At 51.2% G+C, this 14643-nt stretch carries 19 protein-coding genes and 1 pseudogene; 11 read left to right on the forward strand and 9 right to left on the reverse strand.

Annotated elements, in window-relative coordinates:
* Positions 1–76 precede the first annotated feature (76 nt).
* Positions 77–1036, reverse strand: coding sequence for a DUF4268 domain-containing protein (locus LIX15_RS29095; RefSeq protein ID WP_227778284.1), 960 nt, complete (start codon positions 1034–1036; stop codon positions 77–79).
* A gap of 104 nt (positions 1037–1140) precedes the next feature.
* The gene (locus LIX15_RS29100; RefSeq protein WP_227778285.1) at positions 1141–2007 is read right to left on the reverse strand and encodes a GIY-YIG nuclease family protein; all 867 of its coding nucleotides are present in this window, start codon (positions 2005–2007) and stop codon (positions 1141–1143) included.
* 302 nt (positions 2008–2309) lie between these two features.
* Here LIX15_RS29100 and LIX15_RS29105 point away from each other — a divergent pair, with 302 nt between their 5' ends.
* Positions 2310–2825, forward strand: a complete 516-nt coding sequence (locus LIX15_RS29105) for a hypothetical protein (RefSeq protein WP_227778286.1) — start codon at positions 2310–2312, stop codon at positions 2823–2825.
* Between the two features lie 133 nt (positions 2826–2958).
* Positions 2959–3126, forward strand: a pseudogene (locus LIX15_RS29110) (transcription initiation factor IIB family protein); the annotation flags it as partial.
* Positions 3127–3367: 241 nt separating this feature from the next.
* On the opposite strand, the gene LIX15_RS29115 reads toward LIX15_RS29110, so the two are convergent.
* Positions 3368–3856, reverse strand: coding sequence for a DUF8154 family protein (locus LIX15_RS29115; RefSeq protein ID WP_227778287.1), 489 nt, complete (start codon positions 3854–3856; stop codon positions 3368–3370).
* Positions 3846–4538 carry a nucleotidyltransferase domain-containing protein gene (locus tag LIX15_RS29120; protein ID WP_227778288.1) on the reverse strand — a complete coding sequence of 231 codons (693 nt, stop codon included), beginning with the start codon at positions 4536–4538 and terminating at the stop codon, positions 3846–3848. The genes LIX15_RS29115 and LIX15_RS29120 overlap by 11 nt, the downstream gene beginning before the upstream one ends.
* Positions 4539–4681: 143 nt before the next feature.
* Between LIX15_RS29120 and LIX15_RS29125 the strand changes: the two genes are divergently transcribed.
* The 4 genes from LIX15_RS29125 (at position 4682) to LIX15_RS29140 (ending at position 7083) form a co-directional block, all read left to right on the forward strand.
* Positions 4682–5119 (forward strand): SWIM zinc finger family protein, encoded by a 438-nt coding sequence (locus LIX15_RS29125; RefSeq protein WP_227778289.1) that lies wholly within the window; start codon positions 4682–4684, stop codon positions 5117–5119.
* Between the two features lie 266 nt (positions 5120–5385).
* Positions 5386–5952 (forward strand): DUF7342 family protein, encoded by a 567-nt coding sequence (locus LIX15_RS29130; RefSeq protein WP_227778542.1) that lies wholly within the window; start codon positions 5386–5388, stop codon positions 5950–5952.
* The gene (locus LIX15_RS29135; protein WP_227778290.1) at positions 5945–6394 is read left to right on the forward strand and encodes a toxin-antitoxin system TumE family protein; all 450 of its coding nucleotides are present in this window, start codon (positions 5945–5947) and stop codon (positions 6392–6394) included. Before LIX15_RS29130 ends, LIX15_RS29135 begins: the two co-directional genes overlap by 8 nt.
* A 197-nt stretch (positions 6395–6591) precedes the next feature.
* Entirely contained in the window at positions 6592–7083 is a 492-nt protein-coding gene (locus LIX15_RS29140) for a DUF7995 family protein (protein WP_227778291.1), read from the forward strand.
* A 53-nt stretch (positions 7084–7136) separates the two neighbouring features.
* On the opposite strand, the gene LIX15_RS29145 is transcribed toward LIX15_RS29140, so the two are convergent.
* Complete coding sequence (locus tag LIX15_RS29145; RefSeq protein WP_227778292.1) at positions 7137–7529, reverse strand: ArsR/SmtB family transcription factor; 393 nt, start codon at positions 7527–7529, stop codon at positions 7137–7139.
* A 219-nt stretch (positions 7530–7748) separates the two neighbouring features.
* Positions 7749–7883 carry a hypothetical protein gene (locus tag LIX15_RS33060; protein WP_265338461.1) on the reverse strand — a complete coding sequence of 45 codons (135 nt, stop codon included), beginning with the start codon at positions 7881–7883 and terminating at the stop codon, positions 7749–7751.
* 54 nt (positions 7884–7937) lie between these two features.
* Between LIX15_RS33060 and LIX15_RS29150 the strand changes: the two genes are divergently transcribed.
* On the forward strand, positions 7938–9173 hold the full coding sequence (locus LIX15_RS29150; protein WP_227778293.1) for an RNA-guided endonuclease TnpB family protein: 1236 nt from the start codon (positions 7938–7940) through the stop codon (positions 9171–9173).
* Between the two features lie 57 nt (positions 9174–9230).
* Positions 9231–9812: a DUF7509 family protein gene (locus LIX15_RS29155; protein WP_227778294.1), complete on the forward strand. Its 582-nt coding sequence runs from the start codon at positions 9231–9233 to the stop codon at positions 9810–9812.
* Positions 9813–9996: 184 nt separating this feature from the next.
* Here the strand turns inward: LIX15_RS29155 and LIX15_RS29160 are convergent, their stop codons facing one another.
* On the reverse strand, positions 9997–10566 hold the full coding sequence (locus LIX15_RS29160) for a TATA-box-binding protein (RefSeq protein WP_227778295.1): 570 nt from the start codon (positions 10564–10566) through the stop codon (positions 9997–9999).
* Positions 10567–10762: 196 nt separating this feature from the next.
* Here LIX15_RS29160 and LIX15_RS29165 point away from each other — a divergent pair, with 196 nt between their 5' ends.
* Complete coding sequence (locus LIX15_RS29165) at positions 10763–11518, forward strand: DUF7260 family protein (RefSeq protein WP_227778296.1); 756 nt, start codon at positions 10763–10765, stop codon at positions 11516–11518.
* A gap of 465 nt (positions 11519–11983) precedes the next feature.
* Positions 11984–12910 (forward strand): ArdC-like ssDNA-binding domain-containing protein, encoded by a 927-nt coding sequence (locus LIX15_RS29170; RefSeq protein WP_227778297.1) that lies wholly within the window; start codon positions 11984–11986, stop codon positions 12908–12910.
* Positions 12911–13002: 92 nt separating this feature from the next.
* Here the strand turns inward: LIX15_RS29170 and LIX15_RS33890 are convergent, their stop codons facing one another.
* Entirely contained in the window at positions 13003–13557 is a 555-nt protein-coding gene (locus LIX15_RS33890) for a DUF7853 family protein (RefSeq protein ID WP_438267233.1), read from the reverse strand.
* A gap of 40 nt (positions 13558–13597) precedes the next feature.
* Between LIX15_RS33890 and LIX15_RS33895 the strand changes: the two genes are divergently transcribed.
* Positions 13598–13753: a DUF7563 family protein gene (locus LIX15_RS33895; protein WP_425556753.1), complete on the forward strand. Its 156-nt coding sequence runs from the start codon at positions 13598–13600 to the stop codon at positions 13751–13753.
* Between the two features lie 10 nt (positions 13754–13763).
* Here LIX15_RS33895 and LIX15_RS29175 read toward each other — a convergent pair whose 3' ends face one another.
* Positions 13764–14000: a hypothetical protein gene (locus LIX15_RS29175; protein WP_227778298.1), complete on the reverse strand. Its 237-nt coding sequence runs from the start codon at positions 13998–14000 to the stop codon at positions 13764–13766.
* Between the last annotated feature and the right edge of the window lie 643 nt (positions 14001–14643).

The following is a 14643-nucleotide window of genomic DNA, read 5'->3' on the forward strand; positions in this document are numbered from 1 at the left end:
GTACCGGCCACCGCGTTTGTGGTCAGGAGCGGATTCCAACTATTGAGACGGTGAGATTCGAGGCTGAGTTCGGGGATTACAGACTCTGAATTCGGTCATAGAACGTCTCGTGGAACTGTTCACCTTGATGAAGAAGCCACGTTAGATACTCGTCCCACCGTGCTTGCTCTGTTAGATCTGCCGACCGTGATGTGAGGATCTTACTCCGTTCGTTACCAGCGCGTGTCTCTTCGGGTTCCTTCCAGACGAGTGTTTCATCGAATTCCGATTCGATAGCATCCCGTTCTACGACGAGTTCTTGATATGCTTGCGCATCATCTCGAATGACCAATCCACAGTAGAGTGTGTTCTTTTCAGTATTGACAGAAAATGAAAGAGTGAACCCACTTCGTCCAATTGGATTGTTATACCAATGCTGAGGTTTCGGTTTCCGGGGACGAAGCGGGGTCTCGGTACTCTCGATTCGATCTCTGAACGCCGTCCAGAATTGTTCCTGCAACTGCTTTGTATCAGAAAGTTCTCCTTCCGAGCGTTTTGCCAATTCTTTCCACTCGCTTGGTTCCTCAACCGGATTAAAGCGAACCGCTGGTGGGGATTCACCTATTCTCCAGACTTCTAATCGAACTGCGAACAAGTTGACACCTTTGCGACTGTTCGAGTTCAGCCACTGGAATGCATCACGGTGTTCATCATTGAACTTTGGTGCGATCCATACGATGATGTCCGCATCGACGCCAGCGGCGTAGGCAAGCGATTTACCAAGATGATCATGATCCGAAGCAGTGAGCTGATTTTCGATCACGACGTTCCGGCCATCGTCAACCACCTCGGCGAAAATATCGACATTGTATCGCCCAACACTCTTCTCACGTGCAACAACTTCTAAGTCTAGTCCGAGTACGTCTTCAAGGTGTGAGACGCCGTCAGCAGCAATCTCGTCTGCGAGCCACGGTGTGAATTCGCGTTCCTCGTGTTTCCAGTAATTCCGGACGTCCTGCGGTTTTAGTTCCTCAAACGTCGGCGACTGCATAGACATTAGTAAGTAGAATTCAATCGAGTATCAAAAAAGCTCGGCACCGATCAAGAGTGAAAGATAGCCATCGAGAAATCCGTCTTGCCGTCGCTAAATAACGATCCTCTTCAGAACTGGTCAGTTGGTGCCGCCTCACAGGCGAGCCAATGAGCACCAAGCAAGTCCGTTTCAACTTCTTCACGCTTGTGTTTCGCGTCCAGCTTGGAGAGTGCAGCAAAACTAAACAGAAAGCTTCCGTCTCGATTTCGACGATGGCGATACAACCGATTGCGAAGCTTCTTGGATTCACCAATGTATTCGAGCGGCTGTGGGCAAGAGGGTTCCCAGAGCCGATACACGCCACTCACATTTGGAATCTGGGTAGCAGCCTCGGAAAGCGGTGCTGGCTCACTCCATTCAAGACCCATCCAGTCGTCCGCAGTCAGGTTCATCCACTGCTCCCAATCAAGTGGGCCAATACCGAGGTCGGCGTTCGATTCGGTCTCATCATCGGCGAGTCGACCACCGACGAGGCCGTCTTTTCGATAACTGGATTGCTTATAGCCAGGAATGATTCGAGCGAAGTTCGCAGTCGGGCTGTGACCGTGCTCACGTCGATGGAGGGCAATGAGTGCCGCCTCGATCGCCTTTCGCGCCTGGAAATCACTCGCCTGAGATGGGACTGTCCACGAGACTTCCAGTGCAGAACTATCGCGGTCATGAATCGCCCACAGACATGGTGCAGCCGTGTGGGGGTCACGGTACGGCATTTCATCAGCGAACGTCCCACGAGCGAGAGCGCGAACACGACCGCGAAGACTGCGACCTGTTTCCCCAATGTACACAAGACCGCCGTGGTCAGGATTCGAAATTTTGTAGAGCCCTTCGTCGGTCGGTAGGGATGCAAGGTCGCCCGATGCAGGATTCAACGAGTGCCACGAACTCCACTCAAGACCAAGCCAGTAAGGAGCAATAACGTCAGTTTCGTTTAACATCGGTCGTTATACCAAGCAAGAGTCTCTCCAATCATCAGTCCTTCTATTGGGAGAGAAGCGGTGACTGGTTCGTCTTTCAAAAGTCCTCACCGAGCACGACCATTGAGGATCGCGACGAGCTATTCTGCATGCTGAAAATTATGGAGGACGCTCTTCTCTTGGAACTGGGTTAGTCTGATTCTCATGGCCCCAAGTGTTTGATAAGTCGCTGGAGATTAAATTCGGGGAAATTATTAACGATATGAATAAGTGATAGTAAGTTTTGATAGTTTTTACATCACTATGGGAAGAGTGATGGTAGTATGAACACAGAAGATGATCGAGAACGGTCACATATCAAAGCCCTAGAACAAGCGAATGCTGACATTACAGAAGAAATTAACAGGGAATACAGTAGATACGAAAAGATAAATGACCGGGCGCTCCAATTACTTGGTTTAAACGGCCTTTTCCCAGCACTTTTCATACTTTTAACAAATTCACCCAACTTGTTATTCTCTTTCGATCAACCGTATTTTCTGTTTGGATCATTTCTAATTGTCACATCAATCCTAATTTCTTTGTTCATATATTTTTTCAATAGAAGCCATGAAGAAAACATCCATGAAAATGAATTTGAAGAGAAAGTTATAGATGATTCTATTTCCGAGGGCGAGTATTTAAATATGGTATTACATAGGAAACTAGATATTTTGGAACACTATCATGAAAATAATAATGAACTTAAGTATCCGTTGTTTTTTGCATTACTTTCATTCTTAGTTGGTGCGGGAGGATATATCATTCAAATACTATTCTCTCTAGCCGCAGTAAGTTGATTTCCAGAACGGTGGAACCCGCTTCATCTACATTCTTCCGACACCCTCGAACAACAGTACCACAGGGAATTTTTTCGCCCCCTGAGGGGTGCGGGGCGTCCCACTGAGAGCGTCTCGATGAGGAATGATTTCGATGATACTCAGCGACAGCTACGCAACGGGCTTCGACGAAGACGTACCGAGCGAACTAACCAATCAGTGTCCCAGATGTGGCGGCCTGGTCACTACCAACGTGATTGAAACAGTTTGCGAGGACTGTAGCCTCGTCATCGACGACCAACGAATCAATCACAGGCCAGAACTTGCATGAAAGACCTTCTGATGCAACTTACTGGCCGATCATACAGCACCGTCATCGCCGAGTGTCGGCAGTGTGGAACCACGGTTGAGGTCGAAACGAGCGAGTGTCCAGAATGCAATCACGATGGGATCGCGATTTACCGGTTTGATTGACAAAGGATTGGAACAAACTCTGAACCTCGCGTTCATAGAATATATGATCGAAACACCCGTTTCAGAGGGTGTGTACCCAGGAGAGAGTTTCAAGAGTCGCAGAGACACTCGTGCTTTTTCGAGGAGAGATTGACAATGAAGAGATGTACCTCAGATGCGAGCTCATACATTTTCTCGGCACGTTCTTTGGCGGCCAATCCATCCTGGTAGTACGTTTTTGCGCGGTGGTTGCGCCACAAGTCTTTGAGATCCTCAGCGACAGACTCTGATAGAATCCCTCGGGTCGCTGCTTCCCGATACACACCCGGATGCGTACCAGGGAGATCCCTGGGTTCGATACCACTTTCGAGAAATTTGAACTCGATAACGCGCTCAATCGCGACGAACGATGCTTCAATGACGATAGTGTGAAATCCTCTGTCCAGCAGTATGTCTGCGCCAGCAAGAAGCCGACAAGACTTTCGAAGTTGGAGGATATCTGCACTCTCCGTATCGAGTCCGTCTTCAATATCGGATGGTCTGCGATCGAAGGCTGCTTGTACTTCGTCGACGAGCGACTCGATTTGGTTACCGCTCATCTGCAAGTACCGCCTTTTTGACTTGCTGGAACTCATTTCCGCCGTGGACGGTAATTCCCTCACGGAAGATCTCCCGGAGTTTCGTGCCAGCACGCCGTGCGCTCTCAACTGATTCGACATACGATTCAAACTCATAGCGATCACCGTCGAATTGTTCATCTCCCAGCTCAGCAGCAACCTCTGTGACGATTCGTCGAGCAACAGTTCGATCCCCTTCGACGAGGACGAAAAGATCGATGTCGCTCTTCCGATCTGCTTCTCCCCGTGCAACGCTTCCAAACACAAGGACACCAATGATGTCCTGGACCTCATCAGTGTCACCGAGAGCATCTTGGATCCGCTGAACATACGTCCGAACCGGTTGATGATATTCTGGTTGTTCGATGGTGAGGATGGGCTCTGACTTCTGTATGTGCTCTGTATCGATAGAGACGTACTTTCGCTGTGTGGTCTCTCGGATTTGGATGATACCCAATTTGGTGAGCAACTCAAGTGCTCGCCAAACGGTTGATCGGGAATAGTCGGTTTCTCGACCAAGTTCTTTCAGCGTGAACTCCGTATCATGAGCATCAATCAATACGCGGAGAATGTCGTCAGCGGCGCCGAGTCGGAAAATCCTGGAATCATCGCCTGGATGAATCTGTATACATGCCCTTATACCTCGTTGCTTCTCATCAATCATTGTTCGATTTTATGCAACAAGGTATAATAAGCGTTGTGTCACTCGATGAGTTTCCACCGATGAGAAGAGAGAAATGACTCTCAGAGACGTTGTTTTGTGCCCCCGAGGGGTGCGGGGCACACCGCGTGCCTCGTGGAGCGAGTATGTCCAGTAACAACGTCCTATCCCAACTAACGTTCACGAAGCGAGTTGCAAAGCGCGCCCAGTATGAAGCCCTCGAATTTTCACTCACAACGAGGGGTGTCCTCGTTCGTAATACCAGTCACGCAAAACCAGCTGATCATGAATATCTCGTCACTGTTCGCAATGGGATTCCCATCGCCTGTGAGTGCCCTGCGGATGCCCGCTACGACGGTGCGTGCAAACATCGGGTTGGCGTTGCGATTCGAACACCACTCCTGCAAGCGGCGACAGACCACTCCCTCGTCGCGGACGGTGGGACACAAATTGAGAACAACCCTGAAACCCATGTAGAAGACAGCGCCAGTGACCAGCCAGCTGACTGTGACTGTGATGAACTGGGTGGCTTTCCGTGTTGGCCTTGTGTACGATCCGGGCGTCGCGATCTCCCAGAGGAGTAGGACGTATCACGTGTGAATCTGCTTTCTCGCAGAGTGATTTTATTGGCGCCGGCGATGGGTGCCCTCGCATCACACGGTGCCACAACATGTAGTCGCATGCGTTGGCAAGGGGTATTCGATCGTCGAATTGGAGCGGTCCCATACGCTCGTACCGCGTTCAATTCCTACGTAACGTTCTGTGAAGAAAGCGAAGCAGAAATAATTCAGTGTGCGATAGATATATGGCCGAGGATCACCTTAGCTTAGAAAACACACGGTGGATAGTGATGGATTTGACCGACACCCCCGACGATGTTCGAGAACCGAACGAGGAACCGCCCGATTTCACCAATTGGGATGCACCCGAAGAGGTTCTAAAAGGTGGCCCAACGCGAGAACGACTCCTCGGAGTCATCTTGCAACTTCGCACCCCGACAAAAGTAGCCGATATCGCAGCACAAGCCGACTGCGATACTGAAACCGCACGAGACTACCTGGAATGGTTCACCTCGATGGGGATGACACGCGAGATTCCGGGACGGCCTGTGAGATATGAGCGGAACAAGTCGTATCTGCGGTGGCGCAGAATCGAACGGATTCGACAACAGTATTCGGAGAGCGAAATCGTGGAGGAACTCAAAGAGACGATGGCGCAACTCGAAGAATATCGAACACGATTCGACACTAACAGTCCGGACGATGTCTCGCTCGTGGATGTTAGTGGAGAGTCATCGGTCGAAGAGCTGTGGGAAGCGGTGAGTGAGTGGAAGACGCTTGAGCAGCGTGCAGAGTTGTTAGATGCGGCGCGCCAGAACGGCCATCCGTCAAGCGGTGGGGCAACAGTCGATGCCTAAAGACCGGGCAGGTGATGACGATACCGTCGCAGAGAACGTCGGTGGGATCGATACCGAGGTTCTTGAACAAATCGGACAACGTCTTAGACAAAGCCATCGATTCTCAGAGATCGTATTCCAGCCAGAGTATGCGCCGAGCTCGGTCGTGGCAGAGTATGATACGGGATACTTTCCGGCAGCCATCAATCGTGCGTATCTCCAGATTCGATGGTACGAGACAAACGATTTCAACGTTCATTACTCCGAACAATACACGGACGGTGACCAGTGGGAGTGCCAGTGGGATCGTCATCTGAACAGCCACAATACCCGCTCACATTTCCACCCACCACCGGATGCAACAACACCGGGTACCGATGCAGACTATGCAAGCGATTGGCGGGATGTGCTTTCACGTATTCTGGAAGACTTAGACGACCGAATCAAAGCATTCTGGGCATGAAAACCTGCGATTGGTTTAGTGGCTTTCCCTGCGGGTCCTGTGCGATCGGTGCGAACTTCGAAGAGTAGGGCAAATTGCGTATGCGTCTACTCCTCTCGCAGAAGGATTTTATTGGCGCCGTCGATGGGTGCCGGCGCACAGATGACGTGTTGGGTGATAGAGTTGTGTCGAATCAATGCGTCGGCGAGGTGACCGATATGCACCAGGTAATTTACGCACTCGTAGAAGCATCGACTGAAGACACTGCGCTTGCATGCGGAAAAGCAGCGTTTGACCGGCTTGTCGGAGCTGGCCCCGACAATGCTGCCATCTTTGACTACTACGTGACGTTCGATGACGAGCGGTCATCCGTCGCAGGCAAGGCTCGGTGGGGCGACCTTCCGGTTGTCGCACCAGTCGACTCAGACGACGGCGAAAAACTCTTAGAACGTGGCTGGGAGGCAACCAGGCAAGAGTTCGAACGCAATCTCGAACGGGTAAGAACTGCGGTCAACGAGTTCAGTGATGACGAGCTCATGCACGACAAAGATCTCGCCCGACATGCCTGCTACAATCTCGGTGCGTATCGTGGTCCGTCGCTCTACCTGTACACTGAATTCGGTGACGCGATTCGCAATCGTGAACACCTTGAGCATGTACTCAGTGCTGACGAGCAGGTGTGGATCATTCCGGCGGATGTCCACTATTAGTTGGTAAGAAATCGTTTCAATTTTCGGCTCGGAGACGGAAACATACTTTTCTGTTACTTACCATACGCGTCGAGGAGATCCCATTCTTCGCGCATCAGTTCTCGAACGCCGTGTTCAAGTATCCCCTCACCGAGTGAGATGGCCTGGTAGTACGAGTAAAGCCCATCACTGTCGGGTGTCTTCTGTTTTCGATTCTCGACGAGTCCTACATCGACGAGTGCATCGAGATGATAGTGGAGCGTGTTTGAGGGAAGGTCAAGGCCCTGTTCGAGTTCTTTTGCACTGTGGGCTCCTGTTTCGGTGAGAAAATGGAGAATCCGGAAGCGGGTTTCGTTCCCGATAGCTCGCTGCATGGCTAGATACTGTTCGAGAGAGAGGAGACTGTGTTCCGGCAGGAGTCCTGCCAGATCATCCGCGTCGGGGGACGAACGATCGGTTTCAGCCATATTGAGTACTTACTCACACAGATGCATAAGTACTCGCTGACTCAGCACTTACAGAAAAGTAGCTTATTTATATACTGGCGCGAAATGGAAGTGTAATGCGCGACCGTCTCCTCGACGAACTCGGCGAGCTAGCTCACTCACACTTTCTTTAATCAGCGAGGGAACCCCGGCCATTAGGTCGGGTGGGGAATCGTGTCACTTGACTACGCTGTCCACCGCTCAATCGGCACTGCCGGAATCCAACTCTTTCTGCGCGTAGAGCATCATCCCCTTCCACGTTAGTCCGTGGCGCTTCTTCGTCTCTTTTAGTCGTTCGTACTGGTCGTCGTCTACCTTGAAGTTGATGTTTGGCATACTGCATTTTTCTAATCCGATGTGATTAAGTTTGTCTAAGTTCTATCTAAGGATGTGTCCGAGACGGTGACGAAAACGCTACAGGCAACGCTCGCCACGCCCACCACGGGCAAAGAGCAACGCCTACAGCGACTCTTGGACACCTATCGAACCGCACTCCACGACGCCTTCGACGCCGGGGCGAACACAATGTCTACCGTCAACGACGTTGTGACGCCCTACGACCTGCCGTACCAAGCCAAAGACGCGCTCAAATCCTACGTCCCGAAACTCCGCAAAACGTACGACGCCGAGGAGTTAGACGATGAGCATCCGCTTCGACTCGTCAACCGGGCCGCAAAGTTCGACTACTCCGACGAGCGCGAACACGGCTTCGTCTGGCAGGCTCCACAACCCGGTCGCGGGACGAACTTCTGGATACCACTCCGTATCAACCCGGATCAAGAATCCCTGTGGTTCGACCTGCTCTCCGAAGACTCGAAGGCGGGCGAACTACGACTACAGCGACACCGCACGTCATGGGAGTTGCACGTCACCGTCGAATACTCAGTCGAACAACCGACCGACTCGGACGACAAAACGTATATCGGTTTCGACGTAGGTGAGAGCGCGTTGATAACGGGCTGTGCCCTCAAACGCGACGTACCACGGAAACCGATGCTCGTCAGCGGCAGTCAAGCACGACACCTCCGCAAAGAAATGTTCACAACCCTCCGACGGCTACAGTCCCGAGACGCCGCCGAGTGGCGCGTGGATGAACGATTCGACCACTACCAAAACGCACTCACGGATATTGTTGAGAAAGCCTCCCGAAAGGCTGTTGAGTACGCTCGCGGATTCGAGAACCCGGTTATCGTTCTCGAAGACCTGTCGTACATCCGTAAACATCTCGACTACGGCAAGTACATGAACCGCCGCCTTCACGAATGGGCGTTTGCCTGGCTACAGGGTCGAATCGAGGACAAAGCGACCGAGGCAGGCATTCGCGTCGAGTACGTCAACGCGGCGTACACGTCGCAGACGTGCCATGCCTGCGGTCGTCTCGGTCGCCGGAGTCAACAAGCGGAGTTTGCGTGTTCGCACGACGACTGCCACGTATCGAAGTTCCAAGCAGATATTAACGCGGCGGCGAACATCGCCAGTCGCGTCAACCCGTGGGGTGAGAGCGTTCGTTGGGAACCCGGACGCGGTGACTCGCCACAGGATGGGAGCGCCTGTGACAGCGCCACAGCCCACCGCGAGACGAGCGAGAAATCCTCGCAGATGACACTCGCGGCGTACTCGGACTGAAACCTGCCAAGCCGGATTCCTCTCGTAGGGGAAGCCCCGCCGTAAACGGCGGGGAGGATGTCACACAAGACATTCGACGTGAATGCACTGCTGGATGCAGCTGAAACCGACGAGCGGGAGATCCTCCGTTCGATCCCAGAAACGGTGGACTTCGGTGCACTTGTCGGATCGGACGTCGACCTTGACCAGCAAGAAGCGGTGTTCGATTTATTGCTGTATGCTCGGGATCGACTTCGGACTGAGCCAGGCGTCAATGCGTTTCTGGCCGTCGATATCGACATCCCGCTAGAGGAGATGGACGCCGCAACCCAAAGTATCGAATTCGCGCTTGCAAGCAACGCCATCATTTACATCGTCCCAAGGATCGGTGATAACCTCGGCGTCGGCATCGAGACTGGATCCATTCTTGAGGCAATCTTTCGTGAGCACAATGAGCGAGCGCCGACCGAACATCAGGAACGAATACTGTTCATTCACGAATCCGGTGTCCGGAGCGCGATGATTGCTGCCGTTCAAGACCGGTGGGACGCTCGAATCTACTCATATGATGACCGTGATGATCTCGTCCATCAACTTCGGTTGTTCGTCCGTGATCTCGCACGACGCGAACAGCATGGCGACCTCCCACAGCTTAAGTGATATCTTCCCCCTGCTCGCTTTTTCCGGTCTTGTGGCAGTTGGTCACTCCGCAAGGGAGGCACGTGTCGAAACGACGGAACTCTTTGAACATAGTTGGAAAAATGTCAGAAAAATATCTCAAATTAAGATTTCAGTTCCTTGGATTATTATTTCCAAATAGACAGTAAAGTTCAATGGGTGTAGACTACGCACTCAAGAATCCGAGTTCAGAAAGTCGTGATTTGACCTGCTCAACGCTTCTTTGTGTCTCGGTTTCTGTCTTCGCTCCAGTGATGATGAGTTTTCCGCTGTTGAACAGGAGAACGACAATTGATAATTCCTCAAGTCGGTACACCAGTCCCGGAAATTGTTCGGGTTCATATTCAATATCTTCAAGTCCCAGGCCGATGGCGAGCGCATTGAGATTGAGTGATGTTTCAAGATCAGCACTCGAAACCAGATTTTCAACCGAAATCGATGGCTCTTCTGTCACAGCAATTCCAAGCTCACGAAGTTGAGTGAACAGCTCACGATACCCTCTTTCTACGTCTTGTATGCTGTTTGCACCGGTACTGATGATTGTCCCCGAGCGATACAGCATCATTGTCGCCGGAGTCGTCGGGATTCGACAAATAACGCCAGGAAACTGCTCGGCATCGTATGTGCCACTCGGTAGATCTGCACCCACTCGTGCAACATCGAGTTCCTGATCAACTTTAGAAATCGCAACAATATTCTCGATCTTGGTTTGTGTTGATGAGGGCTGTGATTTCATTGAATAACTTTCGTATTGTGCGATAATGATTCAACCGGTGTCACAGCTATAGAAGTAGCGTTCTTGCATGTACTCATATTAGTATAAGTGCGATCACAGCCGTTTTGATATCTCACAAGACAATATTATTTATTATCTAATATTGCCCTAAACAATAGAGATAATAGCCAGTTCCCCCGTGTGTTAATCAATAGCAATGGCACAGTATAGAAGCCGATTAATTGACCGTACGTCGCTTTCGAGCGCACAGCAGCTCATTAGCAACGAAAAATCCCAGGTTCATGCTGAAATAGATGCGTTCAAAAGCTTTCTCGCCCGACTCGAGGAGATTCCGCCGCATCCGTATCGAACAGATGGTGGTGCACTGCATGGCACAGTTCAATCGCGATCGTCTACCTCACACACATTTTCGAGTGCGGTTCAGAAAGCGTACCGTGAAACGGTCCTTGCCGTCGATCATTGGGAAGACGAGTATGGTGAGAACACCGTCTTGGAGAGCATTACAAATGAATTCAGCCCCGAAGTGGCAACCGGCTTAACAGCTGGGTCAGCAACGTGGTCACAACCGTTGTGGGATCAACTCAAGAGCGCGAGTGAGGAAGCGATCGAAACCCGCCAGCAAGCATACTCGTTGATAACAGCAGAACGGCAGCAACTCAAGGAACTCCACAGTTCGCTTACTGCCGTTGGTGAGGAGTTAGCTGCAATCGAACGACGCGAGTTCGCATTCAATGAGTGCAACGATCGACTCACGACGATAGAGCAGCAGTTGGATGAACTGACACATGATCAGCAATCGTATTTGCACCAGCGCAAGCGATCAACTGAGGAATTATTCACAACGTATGTCTATTCTGACCTCGACACCGATTATCCAGGGTTGGCGGCCATTGCAACAACTCGCCAGCTGCTCGATCGTATCGAACTTCGCCATTGGGCAAGTGCGAACTGATGTTTGTCGGGAGTGACAAACCATCAAGTGGGCGTTCGATTTTGCGATGATGACCGTAACCGATCTACTAGCAATCAGCGTAGAGGTCATGCGAACGCCCATCCTGCGTCGAAACGGATTACGAAACATCGAATTCTACGGTTTCAGTCGATCCACAGGTAGAGCACGGCTGTTCGGTCGTGTCGAGTGATATCCCGCAGTGGCGACACTCCCGAATAACGTTCTCATCCATTGAGAGCCACTGTCGAACTATACGAGGGAGCGCCATCTCATCTGTCCTCTCTGACTCAACGCAATAAAAAATTCGGCCTCTTCTTAACCATACATTAAATCAGACGGTATGATAGATTCGACAGTACCCCCAAAGAGACACAGATACCCTAAATCGAACGACCCCACTAAGAAGTTTTCTTGGCCCCCAAGGGGTGCGGGGCGCTCGATAAAAGCGCCCGTGTTCGAAAATCAATGGCTACAAGTTCTAACTCTGCGGTGTCGTTTGACGACTCCGACACCCGACGTGACGAAATGCACAGCACGATCGAACACTGGATCGACGACCTCACTGCCTTGACTGACGAGGCGAGAACGAGTCAACAGTTCCAAGAGTGGCTAGATGTCCAGTCGAAATTCCATGACTACTCCCATCGGAACACGCTCTTGATCACGCTTCAATGTCCAAATGCGACGAAGGTCGCTGGGTACAACACCTGGCGGACCGAGTTCGACCGCCACGTCAAGGAAGGCGAAAGCGGAATCTGGATCTGGGCGCCGATCATCACAAAGCAGTGTCCCGACTGCGAGAACTCGCCCAAGTACCACGAGCAAAGTGAGTGTGAATATGACGAATTGCCGCCTGAAGCGTGGTCGAAAGGACTGGTCGGATTCAAACCCACGGCTGTTTTCGACGTGTCTCAGACGGAGGGTGAACCACTTCCCAAGCTCGAAACCGAAGCAACCGGAAATGCTGAAAATCTCGTGTCCCCCCTCCAAGATGCAGCTGATGAGCTCGGGGTGACGGTTCGCTTCATCGACGCTGACGATTGGGAACACGGAAAGGAAAAGGGTGTCTGCAAACAGCGGAGTCTGTACGACCTCCAGCCAATCGTGGAGGCAAAAACGCGGGCTAATCAGGCGGATCTCGCGGTGACGCTGATTCACGAATACGCCCATGCGCTGCTACATTTCGATGTTGATGATGAGTGTGAGCGATCGAAGCGTGAAGTCGAAGCAGAAGCCGTCGCGTACATCGTCGGTCGGTACGTCGGATTGGATACGAGTGGCTCAGCGTTCTACCTCGCAGCATGGAAGGACGATGATGCGGACGCAATTCAAGATCGACTCTGGCGGATCAGCCATACTGCCGAGGAGATCATAGGAGTAGTCGCCAAGTGAGAGTTACACTATTCACGAAAGTTTGCCAATCGGGGGATCCCGCTGGCGAACTCATCTGTAGCGCGAATCACCATATTGTAAACCAGGAGGCGTTACTGTGAGCGTTGATCGTCAAGCTTGGTCGCAATATCATGCAGCAGACGTTCAAGCTGAGACCGTTCGCTTTCCCACCAACTCGTTGAATGATGGTACTCGGCGAGAACCCCCTGCATAGCTTCCAATTGGCTGGTAGAGAATGTAATGCGCCCAGCGTCAATTGTTTCGAATGCTTGGAAAATCTCGAGTGGTGGTGGATCAACAACTGGGTCATCCGCAGTCGTTTCTCGGTCAATACGGTGGAGCAACACGTGGTGGAGTGTCCAATGTGCATCGAGTGGAAGGTATAGGGCGATTGACTGCGATTGAGAGGACCGTGATTCAGTGGGCATAGCAACTGTATTGGGAATTAGGTGTAAGGGTCGCCCCTTTATAAAAGTTTGTGCAATGTTAGCATAGTCTTCAGCCGATGAACTGGAAGGCGTAAATACGATTCTCCACTTGAACCGAGTCGTGAACATCAAAGGGTGGTTATGTACGCTGATACCGAGCAGCGTACCACCAAGTGTTGTCGGACCAGAGCAAGGGTGCAATTTTCGAATCGTCTCCATGAGCAAAAAGTTCAATAAATATCGTCCAATAGGAGTTGATATGCCCGAATGTGGCAACTGTGGTTCATTTGTGACTCAGCGATACGTTCGTGTGTTTACCCCAGAAGAAACCGAAAATCCCCGTGTATGCCCCTATTGCGACGATCTTGTCCGGGATGGAAGTACTGTACGACAAGCACGCTCATCTCGACGATGAAAGTTCCTTGCTATTCAGGTCGATAATCAGTCAGCCGAAGCTTTCCTTCGACTTCGTAAATGTGGCCTCGCATATAGAGCCGTTCGATGATATCTTCGGCAGCGGGCTGCTCGAGCTCCTCGCGATCTTTGAGAATCGCGTACGCTTGCTCGTACGTGAGTTCTCCTTCACTCGGCAGTGCGCTTGCAAGCGCATCGAGCAATTTTTGCGCAAGTGGTGTGAGTGACGATCGCCGATTCGAAATCATCGATATGCTCAAAGACACTGACTACCGACGTAAATCCTTGTGACATAATGTCACACGCTCGCCTCATTAGTGGTCTGATGATGTAAGGGAAGTACACGACGTACCGGGTGCTGAGAGTTAGTATAGTATACTAACCGAGAGCGATCGACCAAACACAGGAAAGACGCACCCCTATCGACTTGTTCACCGAATCCCCTGCATACGGAGAGTCACCTCTATCGATTTGTTCATCGAGGAGGAATCCATGGACGGATGCTATAGAATCAATGAAGAGAAAATTTCGAAACTGAAAACAGCAGCTCTCCAGACGTAAGGGGCGAATATATCCTGACGGTAATCCACAGGACCACACTCACACCCCTATCGATTTGTTCTGGCGGGAAAGGGCGTAGGGAGGAAGTCAATTACAGGGAATCCACGAGAGGATAGCTTACCAGAAATCGTCCTTTGATAACCTCGGGGTTCATATACCCAAATATTACCGTATTCGGCTGACTGCAGGAATATGGAACAAATCGATAGGGGTGAGAGGATAGGAGTAGAACCTGGAGAACAGAGGAGGCGACAAATAGCTGCACGTCCCTGTTCTCTGTCTTGCGATTCTATTGGGTTCTCTTTTAAGTAACCGTTCGTCGGGAAATAG

The organism is Haladaptatus pallidirubidus, from assembly GCF_020700235.1.
Lineage (GTDB): Archaea > Halobacteriota > Halobacteria > Halobacteriales > Haladaptataceae > Haladaptatus > Haladaptatus pallidirubidus.

Coding starts and splice junctions, on each gene's coding strand:
- LIX15_RS29095 (WP_227778284.1), bottom strand. CDS start 1,036: ATGTCTATGCAGTCGCCGACGTTTGAGGAACTAAAACCGCAGGACGTC.
- LIX15_RS29100 (WP_227778285.1), bottom strand. CDS start 2,007: ATGTTAAACGAAACTGACGTTATTGCTCCTTACTGGCTTGGTCTTGAG.
- LIX15_RS29105 (WP_227778286.1), top strand. CDS start 2,310: ATGAACACAGAAGATGATCGAGAACGGTCACATATCAAAGCCCTAGAA.
- LIX15_RS29115 (WP_227778287.1), bottom strand. CDS start 3,856: ATGAGCGGTAACCAAATCGAGTCGCTCGTCGACGAAGTACAAGCAGCC.
- LIX15_RS29120 (WP_227778288.1), bottom strand. CDS start 4,538: ATGATTGATGAGAAGCAACGAGGTATAAGGGCATGTATACAGATTCAT.
- LIX15_RS29125 (WP_227778289.1), top strand. CDS start 4,682: ATGTCCAGTAACAACGTCCTATCCCAACTAACGTTCACGAAGCGAGTT.
- LIX15_RS29130 (WP_227778542.1), top strand. CDS start 5,386: ATGGATTTGACCGACACCCCCGACGATGTTCGAGAACCGAACGAGGAA.
- LIX15_RS29135 (WP_227778290.1), top strand. CDS start 5,945: ATGCCTAAAGACCGGGCAGGTGATGACGATACCGTCGCAGAGAACGTC.
- LIX15_RS29140 (WP_227778291.1), top strand. CDS start 6,592: ATGCACCAGGTAATTTACGCACTCGTAGAAGCATCGACTGAAGACACT.
- LIX15_RS29145 (WP_227778292.1), bottom strand. CDS start 7,529: ATGGCTGAAACCGATCGTTCGTCCCCCGACGCGGATGATCTGGCAGGA.
- LIX15_RS33060 (WP_265338461.1), bottom strand. CDS start 7,883: ATGCCAAACATCAACTTCAAGGTAGACGACGACCAGTACGAACGACTA.
- LIX15_RS29155 (WP_227778294.1), top strand. CDS start 9,231: ATGTCACACAAGACATTCGACGTGAATGCACTGCTGGATGCAGCTGAA.
- LIX15_RS29160 (WP_227778295.1), bottom strand. CDS start 10,566: ATGAAATCACAGCCCTCATCAACACAAACCAAGATCGAGAATATTGTT.
- LIX15_RS29165 (WP_227778296.1), top strand. CDS start 10,763: ATGGCACAGTATAGAAGCCGATTAATTGACCGTACGTCGCTTTCGAGC.
- LIX15_RS29170 (WP_227778297.1), top strand. CDS start 11,984: ATGGCTACAAGTTCTAACTCTGCGGTGTCGTTTGACGACTCCGACACC.
- LIX15_RS33890 (WP_438267233.1), bottom strand. CDS start 13,557: ATGGAGACGATTCGAAAATTGCACCCTTGCTCTGGTCCGACAACACTT.
- LIX15_RS33895 (WP_425556753.1), top strand. CDS start 13,598: ATGCCCGAATGTGGCAACTGTGGTTCATTTGTGACTCAGCGATACGTT.
- LIX15_RS29175 (WP_227778298.1), bottom strand. CDS start 14,000: ATGATTTCGAATCGGCGATCGTCACTCACACCACTTGCGCAAAAATTG.